Raw genomic sequence first — 16,639 nt, forward strand, 5'->3', positions numbered from 1 at the left:
TTCATTGCCTCACTTTTATTTTATATTTAAAACACGTTCTGGATGGGTATATACATTTAAGGAGTGATTACGAATAAATCCTATTGTCGTAATACCTAAATCTTCCGCTAGTTGCAAAGCTAACTCAGTTGGAGCTGATTTTGATAGTATAATTTCACAACCGATTTTTGCAACTTTCAATAATATTTCCGAAGAAATACGACCACTAAAAACAATGATTTTATCTTTTATAGAAATATCGTTTCTTAAACAATAACCGTAAATTTTGTCTAATGCATTATGCCTACCAATATCCATTCGACTTAAAATAATACCATTCACATCACATAAAGCTGCATTATGAACCCCACCAGTATGATGAAACGTATCCGCAGATTGCTGCATTTCTTTCATTAACCGAAAACAATCCTCTGCAGCAACCTGTACATGGACACCCTTCATTTTTTTTGCACTTAGTGCATCATTTGCAAAAACAAACCCTTGCCTACTCATACCACAACAAGACGTAATATAGCGTTTATTTTGCATTTGTTCATAATACGGATTTACTTTTGTCGTTGTTACATGCACAAATCCTTCTTTCTCCTGCACCCATACACTATCAATATCTTCATACTTCCGAATGATTCCTTCAGACGCTAAGAAGCCTATTACCATATCTTCTATATATTCTGGAGTACTAACCATTGTAACAAACTCCTGTCCGTTCATTTTAATGGTGACAGGAAACTCTGTTACAATGCTGTCCTCTATATGTTTAAATGCTCCTTGTTCATAACGAAAGATTTCTCTTTCTACCTGTATCGGTTTCACGATCAGTATCCTTCTCTCACGTTATATTTTTATCAAAAACAAATACAGAAACTGCAATATCTTCTTCTACTTTCATATCTGAAAACAAATTCACTAATTTCGCTCCAACAAGTTCCTCCAAATGTTCACGTGAATTCACAGCATACACCTCTTGAATCATTTTCGTTCTAGCCATATGAACCATTTCCGCACCGTCCATCGTACTTGAAATAAATTTTTCAGTAGGTGTTAAGTTTCCATAAAGAGTCGCTATAGCCATATTTTCTGCAAAAACAGTATGAATTCGTTCTGGTCCTTTTCCGAAAAGTTCTTTTCGAAGTTTTCGTATCATATCATTAAATTCATGTACTTTTTTTGACATACAATCATACCTCCCAAAAGCCTCATTTTACTTTATTATATATTTTACCAAAATGAGCCTTCCGCCCAAACTATTTCGTACAAATATTTAGGCGGAAAGGTTCACTTCATGAAGTTTATTCGTCTTTTAACCCTTTCCCCATACCTTTTAAGAAATGAAGCCCAAACCCGATAGCACGGTTAATATCTGGGTCTTTCAATACTTTCATAAGATCGAATACCCCTACTTTTTTATTACTTTCTAGATGTTCATTACCTTCTTCTAGCCCGACTAATAAACTACCTATAAGCTTTTTCGTAAGTTCTGGGTCAAGTTCAGTTAACGCCCCTGCAGCACCCATCATATTATTAATTAAATTTGTAACAGGCTCACGAGTTACTTGACCTAGAACGATCTTTGCAATTGGTTCTTTCGCTTTCAGCATAGAATTTGCAGCTTCTAGCATTCCAATGTCATTTAATTCCCCTACTATATTAAACATCTGATTTAGAGCTTCTTCATTATTAGTTAAAAGCTCCTTTAAATCATCTAATTTTTGCTGTTTTATTTCTTCCTCAGTTAATTCTTGTTTTTGAATCATTTTTATAGGTGCAGCCATAGTTTTCTCCTCCTACTTATCCGTTAAATGCACATACCCTGGACGTGCCCACTTACGATGTACCTCAATGCCAGCTTGAGGGTGACGTTTTTTATTGCGTGGGTTCGCTTTTGGCATCGGATTTTCGCCATCAACTTCTAACACTTCCATACGCACTTTCGTTTGTTTATACGCAGGTGTATTCGTACGTACATCCACAGCAGGACCTGTTAAGAAATTAATTGCCGTTTCGTTATCTGTAGAGTTCATCGGTAAATATAACTCATTCGCTTTTACACGATCTGTAACGAGTGCACGTAATTTTAATGCTCCAAAAGGAGAGACAAGACGAACTAACGAACCTGTTTTTACGCCACGTTCTTTTGCAAGGTCTGGAGAGATTTCAACGAAAACACCAGGTACTTTCGTTTGAATACCTGTTGATTTATTTGTCATATTCCCTTCATGGAAATGCTCAAGCATACGACCGTTGTTAATGTGAAGGTCGAACTCAGCTGGAAATTCAGCTGGACGTACCCAGTCAGCAATCGCAAAACGAGCTTTTTTATCTGGGAAGTTAAATCCATCTTGGAACAGAAGTGGTGTATTTGTTCCATCAAAACTTCCCCAATGGAAACTGTTCCATCCTTCAAGCACTTCATAGTTCGCTTGCGAGAATAATGGTGATAAACTTGCCATTTCAGCAAAGATTTCACTTGGGTGGCTATAATTCCAGTTTGCCCCTAGTTTATTCGCAACCTCCTGGACGATCCACCAGTCTGGTTTCGCGTCTCCTAGCGTAGGAAGAACTTGATATAATCTTTGGACACGGCGCTCTGTATTTGTGAAAGTACCTTCTTTCTCAAGAGATGGCGCTGCTGGTAATACAACATCTGCATATTGAGCAGTTTTAGAAAGGAAAACATCTTGCACAACGAAGAAATCAAGGCTCGACAACACTTCATGTACATGATTTGCATTTGAATCTACAAGAGCCATATCTTCTCCGACAAGATACATTGCTTTCATTTTTCCTTCGTCAATTGCGTGAAGCATTTCAATATTATTAAGACCTGGTTCACTATCAATTTTCACTCCGTAAGCAGTTTCAAATTTCACACGTTCCATTTCGTTAGTAACGTGCTGATATCCTGGAAGCCATCCTGGTAAAGTACCCATATCACAAGCACCTTGTACGTTATTGTGACCTCGAAGTGGGTATGCACCTGCTCCTGGACGACGATAGTTCCCTGTTGCAAGAAGTAAGTTTGAAATTGCAGCGGAAGTATCAGAACCACCTGTATTTTGCGTTACCCCCATACCCCAAAGGATACATGTACCATCTGCATCACGAATCATTTCAGCCATTTGAATAAGTGTTTCTTTTGAAATACCTGTTACTTCTTCTGCATATTCAAGTGTATATTCTTCTAGGCTCTCTTTGAAATCTTCAAAGAAGTTTACATTCTCATTAATAAATTCCTGATCATGCCAACCTTGATCGATCATATATTTCGTAACAGCCATTAACCATACTTGATCTGTTCCTTGTTTTGGACTAATAAAGACATCTGATCGCTCTGCCATTTCGGTTTTACGAAGATCAGCTACAATTAACTTTTGTCCGTGTAATTTATGTGCACGTTTAATACGTGTAGCTAGAACAGGATGACCTTCTGTCGGATTACATCCCACAATAATAACAAGACCAGATTGCGCAATATCTTTAATCGTTCCGGCATCACCGCCCATACCAATTGTACGGAACAAACCATCCGTTGCTGGTGATTGGCAATAACGTGAGCAGTTATCAATATTATTCGTTCCAAATACTTGTCGAGCTAATTTTTGAATTACATAATTGTCTTCATTTGTAATTTTAGAGGAAGAAATAAATCCAATAGAACCTTTACCGTACTCTTCTTTAATAGCGCCTAATTTATTTGCAACTACATTCAGTGCTTCTTCCCATGTAGATTCAACAAAGGTTCCATTTTTACGAATTAAAGGTTTTGTTATTCGTTCTTTAGAATTTACGAAATCCCAACCAAATTTCCCTTTTACACAAGTGGAAATTGCGTTAACTGGTGCATCTGAAGATGGCTGTACTTTAAGGATTTTACGCCCCTTCGTCCACACTTCAAACGAACAACCTACACCACAAAATGTACATACTGTTTTCGTTTTCTTCGTACGAGTATCACGCATGGCCGCTTCCACTTCTGATACCGCAAAAATACCGCTATAACCAGGCTCAACTTCTTTAATTAAATCTACCATCGGTTCAAGAATATCTGGTTTTAATCCCGTCATAAATCCAGCTTCACCGAGCATCGTTTTCTCCATTAAAGCGTTACAAGGACAAATCGTTACACATTGACCACAGCTAACGCATGAAGAATCATTAATATTTACTCCTTCATCCCAAATAACTCGTGGGCGTTCCGCTTCCCAGTCTATCGATAACGTTTCATTTACTTGTAAGTTTTGACACACCTCAACGCATTGACCGCATGCAATACATTGATTAGGATCATAGCGATAAAACGGATGCGTCATATCAACTTCACTTACATCTACTTTCGGTTCATACGGATATTTTTGATGTTCAATTTCCATTAATTCTGCTGTATTATGGAGTTTACAGTTCCCATTGTTGTTGTCACATACTGTACAGTATAATAAATGATTTTCTAGTAACCGATCCATCGCCTCCGTTTGTGCTTCTTTTGCGCGAACAGAAGCACGTTCAATGTTCATACCTTCCATCACTACTGTCGAACAAGATCGCATTAACTTTCCGTCAACTTCTACAATACAAGTGTCACATGTTTGAATAGGATCTACTTCTGGCACGTAACAAATTTGCGGATGTTCAATCCCGTTCTCATTAATAACACCCAATATCGTTGAACCGGGCTCCGCTGTATACTTTTTTCCGTCAATTGTAATATGAACCATGTTGTTATTCATGGTCTTTCCCCCTTTTTGAGAATAAAAAAACTCCACCACGAAAATATACGCACCACATTTCGGCACGTTATTATCATGGTGGAGTAGTTTATTAGCACATCTTGCTAAAATACCAATCCATTTATTCATAAATAAAACGATAGAGTCATAACAGGTCATATCACGATTCCATCTTTAACACTATAATTATAGCGTTAAAGTTAAAAATATACAATATAAAATTTAAACTACGCATATGTCAGCTTGTAACTATCCATAATAATCCATATAAAACATAACAAGGAGTAAGCGAACAAATGGGGTCTTTTAATAAATGGATTCGTGGTGAAAAATCTTTTTCTACCCAAGAGCAAGCTAATCACACATTAAATAAATCTATCTCTTCTTCCCTTTCCCTTAATTTAAAGCACTTGTCCAAACTGTTTAGCGGTATTCCAGAATTAATAACACGCACTTTTCCATTAAAAAACGGACAGGAAGCTGCACTTATATATATGGAAGGACTTGTAGACAAAACTGTTATTAACGTAAACATTCTTCGTCCTCTCTTATTTAAAGAGTGGAATGAAGACGATTTTTGGGAAGCCTCTGTTTCTATCGGAAATATTAAAAAAATTCAACAGTGGACAGACATTGAACAATCTCTTTTACACGGCAAAAGTATTTTATTTATAAACGGGCAACTATCCGCTTTAGAGCTTGATACGCAAGCGGCACCAAAAAGGAGCATTGAAGAACCTACAACAGAGAGCTCCATAAAAAGCTCACACGAAGGATTTAATGAGGTAGCGAGCGACAGCCTTGCACTTATTCGTCGATATATTCCAAATCGCGAATTGAAAGTGAAGGAATTCACTGTTGGTGAACGAGCTACTTCAAAGGTTTTTTTGCTTTATCTAGCAGATGTTGCGAACGAAAATGTCGTAAAAGAAATGGCATCCCGTATCGAGTCAGTAAAAGTTGATGCGATTCTTACTACTGGTGAATTAGAGGGATTTGTTGAAGATAATTCCTTTACTCTCTTTCCGCAATTATCAATAACTGAACGTCCTGACACAACAGCACATCATATTCTAGATGGGCGAATTGCCGTTATTGTAGATCGCTCACCAGGCGTATTAATAGGACCTATGACCTTTTCATCCTTTTTTCAGACGATAGATGATTACAGCTTCAGACCTATGATTCCATCTTTTATACGACTCCTTCGTTTCACTGGACTATTTATTGCAATATTTGCTCCTGCTCTTTATATTGCTATGATTTCCTTTCATTATGAAGTAATTCCACTTAAATTATTGTTAACAATTGGAGAATCTCGAGCCAAAATTCCTTTTCCGCCTATATTAGAAGCACTTTTGATGGAATTAGTACTTGAAATGCTACGCGAAGCTGCAGTTCGACTTCCCGGTCCCGTCGGACAAACAATTGGCGTCGTAGGAGGGATTGTCATTGGACAAGCTGCAGTTCAAGCAGGAATCGTAAGTAATGTTATGGTTATCGTCGTATCTATTACCGCAGTCGCTTCTTTTATCATTCCCAATCTGGAAATGTCAGCAGGAGTTCGGATTCTTCGCTTTCCAATGATGATAATCGCTTCTTTATTCGGAGTCATTGGAATTATGGTTGGAATGTCAGTTATCATCATCCATATTCTTTCTATGGAATCACTTGGTGTTCCTTACGGTAGTCCTTTTTCTCCATCATTTGCTACGGATTTAAAAGACGTTCTTGTGCGTTTGCCATGGAAACTAATGAAGAAACGACCACTATCCCTTAACTTAAAACAAGAAAATCGACAACCGGATATAGAAGAAAAGGAGGAAGATAAGTGACAAAGCGTGTAAAGAGGGAGATTAGTTTATTTCAATACATTTTAACGATTAGTGGTGTTCAAGTAGGATTCGGTGTACTTACACTGCCACGTGAAGTGGCCCAAGGGGCGAATACAGATGGCTGGATGTCTATTATTATAGGATGCGCTATCACTACTTTAGTCAGTCTATGTATTGTAAAAATCATGGAGAAGCATCCTGGTTACCATTTACTTGATGTGCTAACTCGTTATCTTGGAAAATGGTTAGGAAGAGTCGGAATGATTTTTTGGATTTTATATGCTGTTCTTGCAGCGGTTTCTTTAATTTTTTCCCTCTTATACGTTATTCACATTTGGATTTTGCCTAGATCTCCAATGTTTTTAATCATGATGCTATTATCTATTCCAATGGTAATGCTCGCATGTAAAGGTGTTCTTATTATTAGCCGCTATGCTGTTTTTACTGTCTTATTTACACTCTGGATGCCATTACTATTATTTATCCCACTTAAAGATGGGCATTGGATCTATCTTCTTCCTCTCCTTAAAGAGGGATGGATACCAGTTTTCAACACAGTAAAATCAACTATTATTGCCTTTCTCGGATTTGAGTTTGCATTCGTCCTTTATCCTTACCTCAGTAATAAATCATCTGCAAAAAAAGGGATTGTTATTGCAAATATGATTACTTTATTCGTTTACCTGCAAGTGACGTTCGTTTCTTTCCTTTATTTTAGCCCAGATGGTATAACTAAGTTTTTATGGCCTACCCTTTCTCTCGTTACACCATTTCACTTTTCTTTTCTGGAACGATTTGAAATTATCTTTTTGTCATTTTATCTCTTTATCATTTTTGATTCCTGTATTCCTTATATTTTCACTGCTTCAGATGGAATTAATCAATTACTTAACAAAAAAAGCAGTTCATTACCTATTTATGGTTTATTATTCGGGTGTATCTTCATCTTATTCTTTTATATCCCTTCCTCTTACCAAATAAGTGCGTTGCGAGAATTTTGGGGAACTGCAAGTTATTTTATCGTTTTTCTATTCCCGGTCGTATTTCTCTTATACATGACACTTTATCAGCATTGGAAAAGGAGAAGAGTTTAAATGAGGCGCTTTATTCATTTCACTATACTTTACTTTCTCATAACCTTTTTAACAGGCTGTGGAGATCGACTCGACTTAGAAAAACAATCGATTTCATTAATTTACGGCTTTGATGCAAAAGCAAAAGGAAAATTAATTGTGTACCACGTAAATCCTATTTTTAATGAAGACGTAGAAAAAAAGTACGAAACACATGAAGCTAAAGTACGTACACCTCGAGAAGCAAAAGCAACGTTTAATAGTTCAAGTGGCGGTTTAGTATCTACAGAAAAGTTACAGCTCATTTTATTTAGCACAAATTTTTTAAAACAAGAAGGGGCTATGCCTTACCTTGATGTTTGGTATCGTGATCCTAAAAACACTGGAAACATGCGCATGGTTGCAGTAGACGGTCCAATTTCTTCAGTTATATATAATAACTTTAAAGATAAGCCTGCCCTTCCCGAGTATTTAACAGATTTAATTAATACGAACAAACTGTACAATCGGACCGTTTTTACGACATTCCATGAATTTCACAGGCAAACGTTTAATAAAGGTATAACACCTGCTATTTCAGAAATAAAAAAAGGTAAAAAGGATGTTATCGTTACTGGTTCCGCGCTATTAACTTCTCGCGGAATTTATAAAATGTCATTAAATCGTTATGAAAGCGCCCTTCTTCTTTTGTTACAAAAGAAAGCGAATACACCGGTTTCGCTTACATTGAAAATCCCTTCTACTTCAGTTGAAAGTAATAGTGATTTAAAAGATACCGATGGCGGCGATTTCGTAACAATAAATGTTCTTAGCATGGATCGTGATATCCATACAGATTATAGCGATAACCACTTCAAATTTCATGTTAAAATGGATTTGAAAATTGCTGTCTCTGAACTTACATTCAATATGGATATAGACAAAGATAGAAAGAAATTAACTTCTCTTATTACAAAACAACTAAACAAAGATTTGAACGATTTAATCCACAACATTCAAAAACAGCAACTTGATCCATTCGGATTTGGTGATTATGCGAGAGCGTTTCAATATAAAGAATGGAAACAAGTCGAAGATGATTGGCCGAGTGCCTTTTCAAAAGCTAATGTGAAAGTGGCACCAACTATTAAAATTTTAGAAAATGGGATTATTAAATAGAAAAAACACGCTACTTGTTCTTATATGAATAAGTAGCGTGTTTTCATTTCCATTACAAGTATTATTTCAATGGACTATACTTTATTTCTATTTCTAACATTACTATGTTTTTTAGCATATACAAAATATATGAAAACCCCTATTATAATCCATGCCACAAAACTAATTAAAGTAAGCTTAGAAAGGTTCAATGCCAAATATATACAACTTACTATTGAAACGATAGGTAAAAAAGGTACTAGAGGGGCACGGAATGGCCTCTTCATATTAGGATGTGTCTTTCTTAATACAATGACAGCTATAGATACAAACACAAATGCTGTTATCGTTCCCATATTCACTAAATTAGCTAATAAATTCAAATCCACTAATCCCGCTAATAAAGCTGCTAGTATACCTGTAACCCACGTATTAAAAAATGGAGTTTGTAAACGTTTATGGACACTTGAAAGTCTTTTTGGTAACAGTCCATCTCGACTCATCGAGTAAGATACACGAACAAATGCAAACATAGCTACTAACAGAACTGTTGTTAGCCCTGCTATCGCTCCCACCGATAACAACCCAGCAATTCTATCTTCTCCTACAGTGCGCAACGCATATGCAACCGGATCAGCAACATTTAATTCCGTAAACGGAACCATTCCAGTTAGCACGAATGAAACACCTACATATAGAACGGTACAAATGAACAAGGAAACAAGTAGCCCAATTGGCACGTTACGTTGTGGACGCTTCACTTCCTCTGCGGCTGTTGCAACTGCATCAAATCCTAAAAAAGCAAAAAATACAGTAGCAGCGCCCCCTACCACACCGTGAAAACCAAACGGTAGAAATGGTTGCCAATTCTCTGGTCTTACATATTGTGTCCCTACAACAATAAATCCTACAATAACAGCCAGTTTAATAATAACCATTATATTATTAATTCGTGCACTTTCTTTTGCACCACGGCTTAATAAAAATGTAACAACTAAAATAATAAGAACTGCTGGTAAATCAATGATTCCACCCTTCCCCATTCCTGGTGCCGAAGCAAAAACCGTAGGAATGTGAATATTAAAACCTAGTAGCAATGACTGAAAATATGCTGACCAGCCTGCTGCAACCGCAGAAGTCGCTAATAAATACTCCAGCATAACACACCAGCCAACTATAAATGCAAAAATCTCACCTAGTGTCATATATGTATATGAATATACACTTCCCGAAACTGGAACTGTAGATGCAAATTCAGCATAACAGAAAGCTACACATGCACATATAATTGCCGCTAATACAAAAGATAATACAATCGCCGGACCAGCATGTTTCGCTGCTACAATACCAGTTAATACGAAAATACCTGTACCAATAATTGCTCCAATACCTAAAAGAGTTAAATCAATCGCTCCTAAAGTTTGATTCAATACTTTTTTCTTTTCTTCATCCATTGCTTTCTTTATGAAAAGACTCATTCTTTGAAACCTCTTTTTCAAGTTTATCTCTTACTTGTTACATTCTTTATTACTGTTCTATTTTAAAAATAAAAATATACATAGTTCACTTCCCCTATAGACTTAGTAACCCGTCTCGATAAAAACAGAAAAATCAATCTCTTTATACCGTATTGAATTTTCAAAATATTAACCATACCAAAAAACCATTAAGAATGCTGATTGAATTTATCATACAATTAATTATATTGTCAATAATAAATCACTCAAAAACAATCGGCTGATTATGTATCAAATGTTATTTTTATACATAATTATTTTCTCAAAAACATTGTTGTTTTCCACCTTAATATTCATATGCATTTTATTACATTGATTTTCATACAATTTTCATTACATACAATGTAATGAAAATCATAATAACCTCAAGTGAATTATTATTCAAAAATAATAATTCACTTGAGGTTATTTCACCATTTTAATACTAACAAAAAAGTGCAGATTTTCATCTGCACTTTTTTTTATTCTTCCACTTCAGCTTCTGCACTACTATTTTTAAGATGCTCCTTCTGAGCTTCCTCTTGCAACTCTGCTGAAATCATCCCATAATAAAGTTCCGGATATAACCCAAATATTTGATATACACTTCCTAAAAACGGCATCAGAATCCCTCTTTTCTAAAGTTGTATTGCCACTTTTAAGGATTCCCTTTTCATTCACTATACATTCGTTTTTGGCGTTTCTTCTTCATCTTGAATACTTAATAAATTTTGCCATTTTTTATACGGAGCGCTATTTGGATCTACATATCCTTTCGCATGCGAGCGATCCCACAATTGTTTAATAAACATTTCTTTCTCTTTCTTTGCAACCATATCAGCACCTGTGCCGTAATAGTTCTGGAAATACAACTCGATTTCATCAAGGAATAGTCTTAATAATTCATCTGATGTTTCTTCTAACGTCGGATCATACTTCGCTTCACGGTCATACATTAAAATCATGTCTAAAAGATTGTGGACATGTTCTTTTCTAAGCCATCTTACATCTTGGGCTCCTAATACGAACGGATGTGTATATAAATGTCCACCTTGTATCATCGCCTTTTCTTGCTCTTCTTCAAATCGTGACAAGATGTTTTCATAAATAAACGGATTATGAAGCAATGCTCTGTGTAATTTATAACTTTCGCTTGAAATATTTTTTCCCATCGACTGAATTAAAAAGCTACGTCCCACACCGTTATATTGATACACAAACTGTCCATCAACAGCAACTAAACTAATCCAGCGATACATATATGCGTATAGTAATGCACGATTACATTTATCATAATCTAATTTTGTTTGAGTCGCGTTTAAATCTGGCATAAAGGCTGGTAAGTGCCAATACTTATCTAAATGCGGCGTTAAACTAGATTTTTTACTATTTAATTTGTTTACACGGCGATAATACGATTGGAAATAGTCACCTTTATCATTCATAAATCCGTTTGAAATATGTCCTGATGATAATTTAGGAAAGTCCTGCAGCGATAAGCCGTAATGCGCTCGATAACAGATCACTTCAAATGGCGAAAAGGCTTCATGTACTGTATCTTTTTCTTTAAACATTTCTTGAATTAATTCCTCTTGCAGCTCTTTCTTTAAAGAAGGATGTATACCCCAATATTGTAATTCCCTATGATGAGCAACTTTCGGAATGAACGGACTTGCTAAATGGAACAGGTCTTCAATTTTTTCACGCACGTATTCATCGCGATCACGTTTCTTATAATCTGCTTCTTTTCGCAACGCTTCAATAATATTCAATTCTAATTTATCACGATAGCGTACTTGCAGTTCGTCATAACAATAGCTCAGTATATGTTCGCGATAGAAATCCTCTACCTTTTTCGACTGAATCTCTTCTGTTTTCGCATCACGACAATATTCCCCGTACAAACTCATATAAATTTCCGCTGATATATCTTTCGGCAGTACACCTAAATTTAAATGTTGCTGCATATCTTGCCATATCTTTTCTTGCAGCTGTTCCTCAGCTAATACATATACATTCGTCGGGTTTGTTTTTCCTTCAAATTCCTTACTGCGCTTTTGGATTTCAAATAATAAATTTTCACGTGTTTCATGTAAATTATCAAAAAACCTTTCCCAATATTGAATCATTTTATTAACTGCTTGATATAGCGATTGATATACAAGTTCTAATAGCATTTCTTTTCGATATTCATTTAATTTGTGTACATATTGCGTTACGATGTCTTCAAATTCTCTTTTGAATAAACGTTGCTGATTATTAATCATTTTTCCAAACCAGCCTTGTTGTTGAGCAATTTCTACTCGGCGTACAGCCGTTACCGTGCCATCGATATTACCTACATTAAATTTTTTATCGTAGTTTTGAATTACATTACGCTTTTGTTCATTATTTTCATGTAATCGATTCATTTTTTCCACTAACTGTTTTCGAATTTCATATAACATAAAACGTGCTGCTACTGGATGAACTGGATCTGTTTTCTTTAAAAACCATGTATTTAATTGATAGGACTGCCCTTCAGAACCACTTGGTGAAAAGCGGTCTGATTCAATCATGTCATATAAAAGTGTCGTTACATGTTCATGTACACGGCTCGGAATCGCATATGCATATAAGCGAACCGCATGATCCACTCTTGCCACTTCACCTTTCATTTGTTCCATCATTTTCAGTTTCGCAGCTGAAATTTTACACTCATGTTGCAAACGATTTAATTCCTCATCTTTTTGCACCGTTCGTTGTACATAACTTTCTACAGCTTCTAAAAACAGTTTTGATTTCGCAACTCCGAGCTTACCACCCTCTGCTCCTTCACGTGTTTCATTGTACATTTGTCTATAGAAAATATGAGCTTGCTCTGGACGGGTAGCAAGATGTTCCAAGTCCTCTAAATAACTTTTACCTCTCTCCGGCTTTTCACGCTGCATCCCACGTTTTACATCTTGGTCATATCTTTGCTTCTTCTCTTGAAACAGTTGATCTAAATGAAGCCACGATTCATCTAAACCTTGCACAGCCCATTTTAAAGCACAATATTTTAACACATGCTCATACGGATAAATGAGTTTTGCCGTTCCTGCCCCGCAATATCGTCCTTTTCCGCTTGATTCTGCTAATTGCTGAATTTGATTGTCTTCTTGTGCAAAATGACTTGTGGACATCGGGCTAAATAACTGTAAATAAATTGTATTTGCCATCTGTTCCATATAATCTGATAAATTGTGTAAATGGTGTCCATGTAGGTTTTCATAATCGTATAAGAAACAATAATTGTACGGTAAATGATGTTGTTTAATTGTATGATTCGTTCTTCCGTCTTCATCTACTTGATCAGGGCGATACTCTAATTCAATTGTTACACCGCCGCGTTTTGATAATTCTCCAGTAGAACCGAGCGTAATAGCATGTAATTCTTTTAACGATGCATAGCCGTTCGCTTGCACCGTTTCAAACTCTTTCGCACTAACTGTTCTCGTCTTTACTAAAACATCCGGCATTAAAAATGCACCACGTATTAAAATGTTATGATGCTGCAATTTTTTCCGAAGCATTTCACGTAAATATAATGCAATTTGCAGAAACATCCCCGAACCTGTTCCGCCTGCTAGTGATGTTACTATAATGACACGCACACCATATTCTGTTTGATCACTTGTAACCGGAAAAATTTTCTCAATTTCTTGCCAAAAGGACGTTAATTTATCTTCTTTCATCGCAGCACGTAACGCTAAACGTGAAATGACGCGTAACTGTCCTGCTCCTTCTGTTAATGGTTTATCAAGTATAGTCGGATCCATCGGAAACCACTCTGGGATTGTTGGATCTCCTGCAATATACTCCCTGGGCGTTTTACTAGAACTCGTTTGTGTCTTAAACTTTCGAATATGATCAAATTTACTCAATGTATTCACATCTGTATCAAATACGTGCATTGCTACCTTTTTCCGGCGCTCTTCAGGTAATTTTTCATATATTTGATGCGTCACAGTACTACCGATTCCACCTAAACCAATTAATATTGTTGGAACTTGTAATGTCATGTGAACCACCTTCCTATTCTTGCTTGTTTGAAAAAAGGGAAAGAGAATCAATACTCCATCCCCTTCTTTTCCCTATCTACTATTCACATTCGTACTTGTAAATCTCCTTACCATATCCTCTATCAATTAGTAAAAGTTCATTTGGATATAGTGTCTTATGTTCCAGTCCTACTTCATCTTTTGTTATAAACATCCCATCAATAATCATTCCAACTACTTGTGATTCTTTCGCTACAAAGACAGATTTCGAACCTTTCTTCGCTATAAACGTAACGGATTGCACTGTTTTTCTTTCTGCTCTAAATGGGATACCAAAATAATGGTTCCACCATTTATTTCGAAGTAATTCTGGTTCAGATTGATATAGCCAATCTTTCGCTACCTCTTGATCCCATTCATAATACAGTAGTGCTTTCCGGTGAAATCTTGGCCGAACAATCCATCCTAAAACAATGATTCCTACTACTAGTAGTAATAAAGTGATAGGAATGACAAACTTAAAAATAAGCGCATATTTTTCATAAAACGGAGCATCTTGAATATGGAATGTTATGTTTTTCTTTACTTCTTGTAACTTTGAATCCTGCATTACGATGGTAGCTTCTACGATGCCGGTATCTGTAAAATTAAATGTGTCGGAGTAATAAGGACGAGGATAAACATGGATTTGATTTCCATGTTGCTTTATTTCATAGTTGATTGATTGTTTAGATGTGACACCAGTAGATTTTAATAGTTTCTTTACAGCCTCTTCTGTCATCGGCTTACCATCTAACTGTGGTTGTATAATAAACGGTTTACTATTCTCTAAATTTGTTACTTTTTCTTCATAATCTTTCGTAATCGTTTGTAGTGATAATTTTGGTTTTTCCGTTACTTCGATTTTAAATTCTTTCGTCTGTCTGTAAAATCCCTTTATGTTCATATGAACTTTCCCGCGTACTAACCCTTTACCAAGCTTCGTTTCGTAATAAAACACATGCCTTTTATCGTCCCACTTCATCGGGTACTGTTTTCCTTCTATTTCTAATTCTGCCTGAAAGTAAGAAGACTGAACTGGCAACTCCGTAGGCTTTGCTTCAATAACAGCAGTAACACCTTCATACATTTTCTCTACATTTTTTTGACTACTATCATCTTTGGCATAAGTAGAAACCGTATAATTAAGCGCTGGTTCAACTAGTACTTGTAGTCCTTCTTTCTCAATGTCCTGGTCCACTTCTATCGTATAAGTTCCTGGTTTAATAACTTCCTCATTTTCCGTACTTATATGAACTATATTTCCGAACAATTTTGCTTCTCCTGGTGCATGTATGGAAAAAGAAGATTGTAATTGTAATGGTTTAGAAATTTGTGTGACCTGATAATCGGGCAGAGAAGGCGATTGTCGTACAAGCGTCATACGCTTTAACGGAAACGGTGTTGTAATCTCTACTCTTTTCCCCACTACTTTCGTTTTTACAATCGATTCAACAGAGGAGAATGGATCACGATTTGCAACTAATGCTGCCACTTGATTTACACTTTTTACAATGCCATCTTCTCCGCTTGACGGCATCGTAACACCATTTATCTCTTTCTTCCATATTTCCTTGAACGTATTTAGTTGTTCTTTTTCTTGTTGTCCTAAATCTTCTTCCATCGTAATTAAGACTGGATGTAACGATATCTTTTTTGCATCCATTTCTTTCTTAAACTGGGCTAATTTCTGCAAAATTTGTTCTTTTCCGCCAACCTTATCTTTCTCTAAATCATTAAATGCCCCGTCAGTTAATACAATAAGCCAAAATTCACGTTTTCCATCTATATCTGCTTCCTTTTTTATAGATTGCATCGCCGTTTCTACCGCGCTAAATGGAGTATTTAAATACGTTTTCCATGCTCCAATTCCCTCAATTTCTGTTTGCCTTTTATCTTTCGTTAACGAAATGTTTAATGGCTCATTCGGCTTACTCATTGGAACGTAAGAAAATTTATCTTTTTCATCCAATAGCGCAACTAAACTTTGCAAAGCATAATTGGCATATTTCCAGCGATCGTTATTTCTCATGCTGCCCGAATCGTCATATACAAGTGAAACGACCCTTTCCTTTGCCTCCTCTCCTTTTGCAAAAGCTGATAAAGGTAAACATATAAATAGAAACAACATGAACGTGGCACAAATTCGGATTTTCATGATGAGGCTTCGCCACCTTTGTAGACAAATTCCTATGTTTAAATTTATGAGAGGAAACAAGATATATGACTTGTATTTTAGGACAACGAACCCAGCATAATTTTATTATGTAAACAGTTATAAGAACTGAATATTATTCCTTCTAGCGTTTTCTA

At 36.0% G+C, this 16,639-nt stretch carries 11 protein-coding genes; 3 read left to right on the forward strand and 8 right to left on the reverse strand.

The window, feature by feature from the left end; genetic code table 11:
- Positions 1 to 15: 15 nt before the first annotated feature.
- The 4 genes from fdhD to fdhF form a co-directional block, all read right to left on the reverse strand.
- Positions 16 to 813 (reverse strand): formate dehydrogenase accessory sulfurtransferase FdhD, encoded by a 798-nt coding sequence (fdhD, locus tag N2V80_RS17600; protein WP_000802689.1) that lies wholly within the window; start codon positions 811 to 813, stop codon positions 16 to 18.
- Positions 814 to 829: 16 nt separating this feature from the next.
- Entirely contained in the window at positions 830 to 1,174 is a 345-nt protein-coding gene (locus N2V80_RS17605; protein WP_000039583.1) for a DUF2294 domain-containing protein, read from the reverse strand.
- Positions 1,175 to 1,289: 115 nt separating this feature from the next.
- On the reverse strand, positions 1,290 to 1,772 hold the full coding sequence (locus N2V80_RS17610; protein ID WP_000729897.1) for a DUF1641 domain-containing protein: 483 nt from the start codon (positions 1,770 to 1,772) through the stop codon (positions 1,290 to 1,292).
- A 12-nt stretch (positions 1,773 to 1,784) separates the two neighbouring features.
- Positions 1,785 to 4,724 carry a formate dehydrogenase subunit alpha gene (fdhF, locus tag N2V80_RS17615; RefSeq protein ID WP_061655788.1) on the reverse strand — a complete coding sequence of 980 codons (2,940 nt, stop codon included), beginning with the start codon at positions 4,722 to 4,724 and terminating at the stop codon, positions 1,785 to 1,787.
- Between the two features lie 296 nt (positions 4,725 to 5,020).
- Between fdhF and N2V80_RS17620 the strand changes: the two genes are divergently transcribed.
- Genes N2V80_RS17620 through gerSC form a run of 3 tightly spaced genes read left to right on the forward strand, consistent with a single transcriptional unit; the run spans position 5,021 to position 8,790 of the window.
- Complete coding sequence (locus N2V80_RS17620; RefSeq protein ID WP_061655789.1) at positions 5,021 to 6,559, forward strand: spore germination protein; 1,539 nt, start codon at positions 5,021 to 5,023, stop codon at positions 6,557 to 6,559.
- A complete protein-coding gene (locus N2V80_RS17625; RefSeq protein ID WP_061655791.1) occupies positions 6,556 to 7,653 on the forward strand; it encodes an endospore germination permease in 1,098 nt (365 codons plus the stop codon). The genes N2V80_RS17620 and N2V80_RS17625 overlap by 4 nt, the downstream gene beginning before the upstream one ends.
- Positions 7,654 to 8,790 (forward strand): spore germination protein GerSC, encoded by a 1,137-nt coding sequence (gerSC, locus tag N2V80_RS17630; protein WP_001252211.1) that lies wholly within the window; start codon positions 7,654 to 7,656, stop codon positions 8,788 to 8,790.
- A gap of 74 nt (positions 8,791 to 8,864) precedes the next feature.
- Here the strand turns inward: gerSC and N2V80_RS17635 are convergent, their stop codons facing one another.
- The 4 genes from N2V80_RS17635 to N2V80_RS17650 all read right to left on the reverse strand — a co-directional run bounded on the left by N2V80_RS17635 (position 8,865) and on the right by N2V80_RS17650 (position 16,484).
- Positions 8,865 to 10,247: an APC family permease gene (locus tag N2V80_RS17635; protein ID WP_000051665.1), complete on the reverse strand. Its 1,383-nt coding sequence runs from the start codon at positions 10,245 to 10,247 to the stop codon at positions 8,865 to 8,867.
- Positions 10,248 to 10,747: 500 nt separating this feature from the next.
- Positions 10,748 to 10,888, reverse strand: a complete 141-nt coding sequence (locus N2V80_RS17640) for a hypothetical protein (protein ID WP_061655792.1) — start codon at positions 10,886 to 10,888, stop codon at positions 10,748 to 10,750.
- Positions 10,889 to 10,945: 57 nt separating this feature from the next.
- On the reverse strand, positions 10,946 to 14,308 hold the full coding sequence (locus N2V80_RS17645; protein WP_000175110.1) for a tubulin-like doman-containing protein: 3,363 nt from the start codon (positions 14,306 to 14,308) through the stop codon (positions 10,946 to 10,948).
- 79 nt (positions 14,309 to 14,387) lie between these two features.
- Entirely contained in the window at positions 14,388 to 16,484 is a 2,097-nt protein-coding gene (locus tag N2V80_RS17650; RefSeq protein WP_061655794.1) for a vWA domain-containing protein, read from the reverse strand.
- Between the last annotated feature and the right edge of the window lie 155 nt (positions 16,485 to 16,639).

This window comes from Bacillus sp. FSL W8-0640 (assembly GCF_038007725.1).
GTDB lineage: Bacteria > Bacillota > Bacilli > Bacillales > Bacillaceae_G > Bacillus_A > Bacillus_A cereus.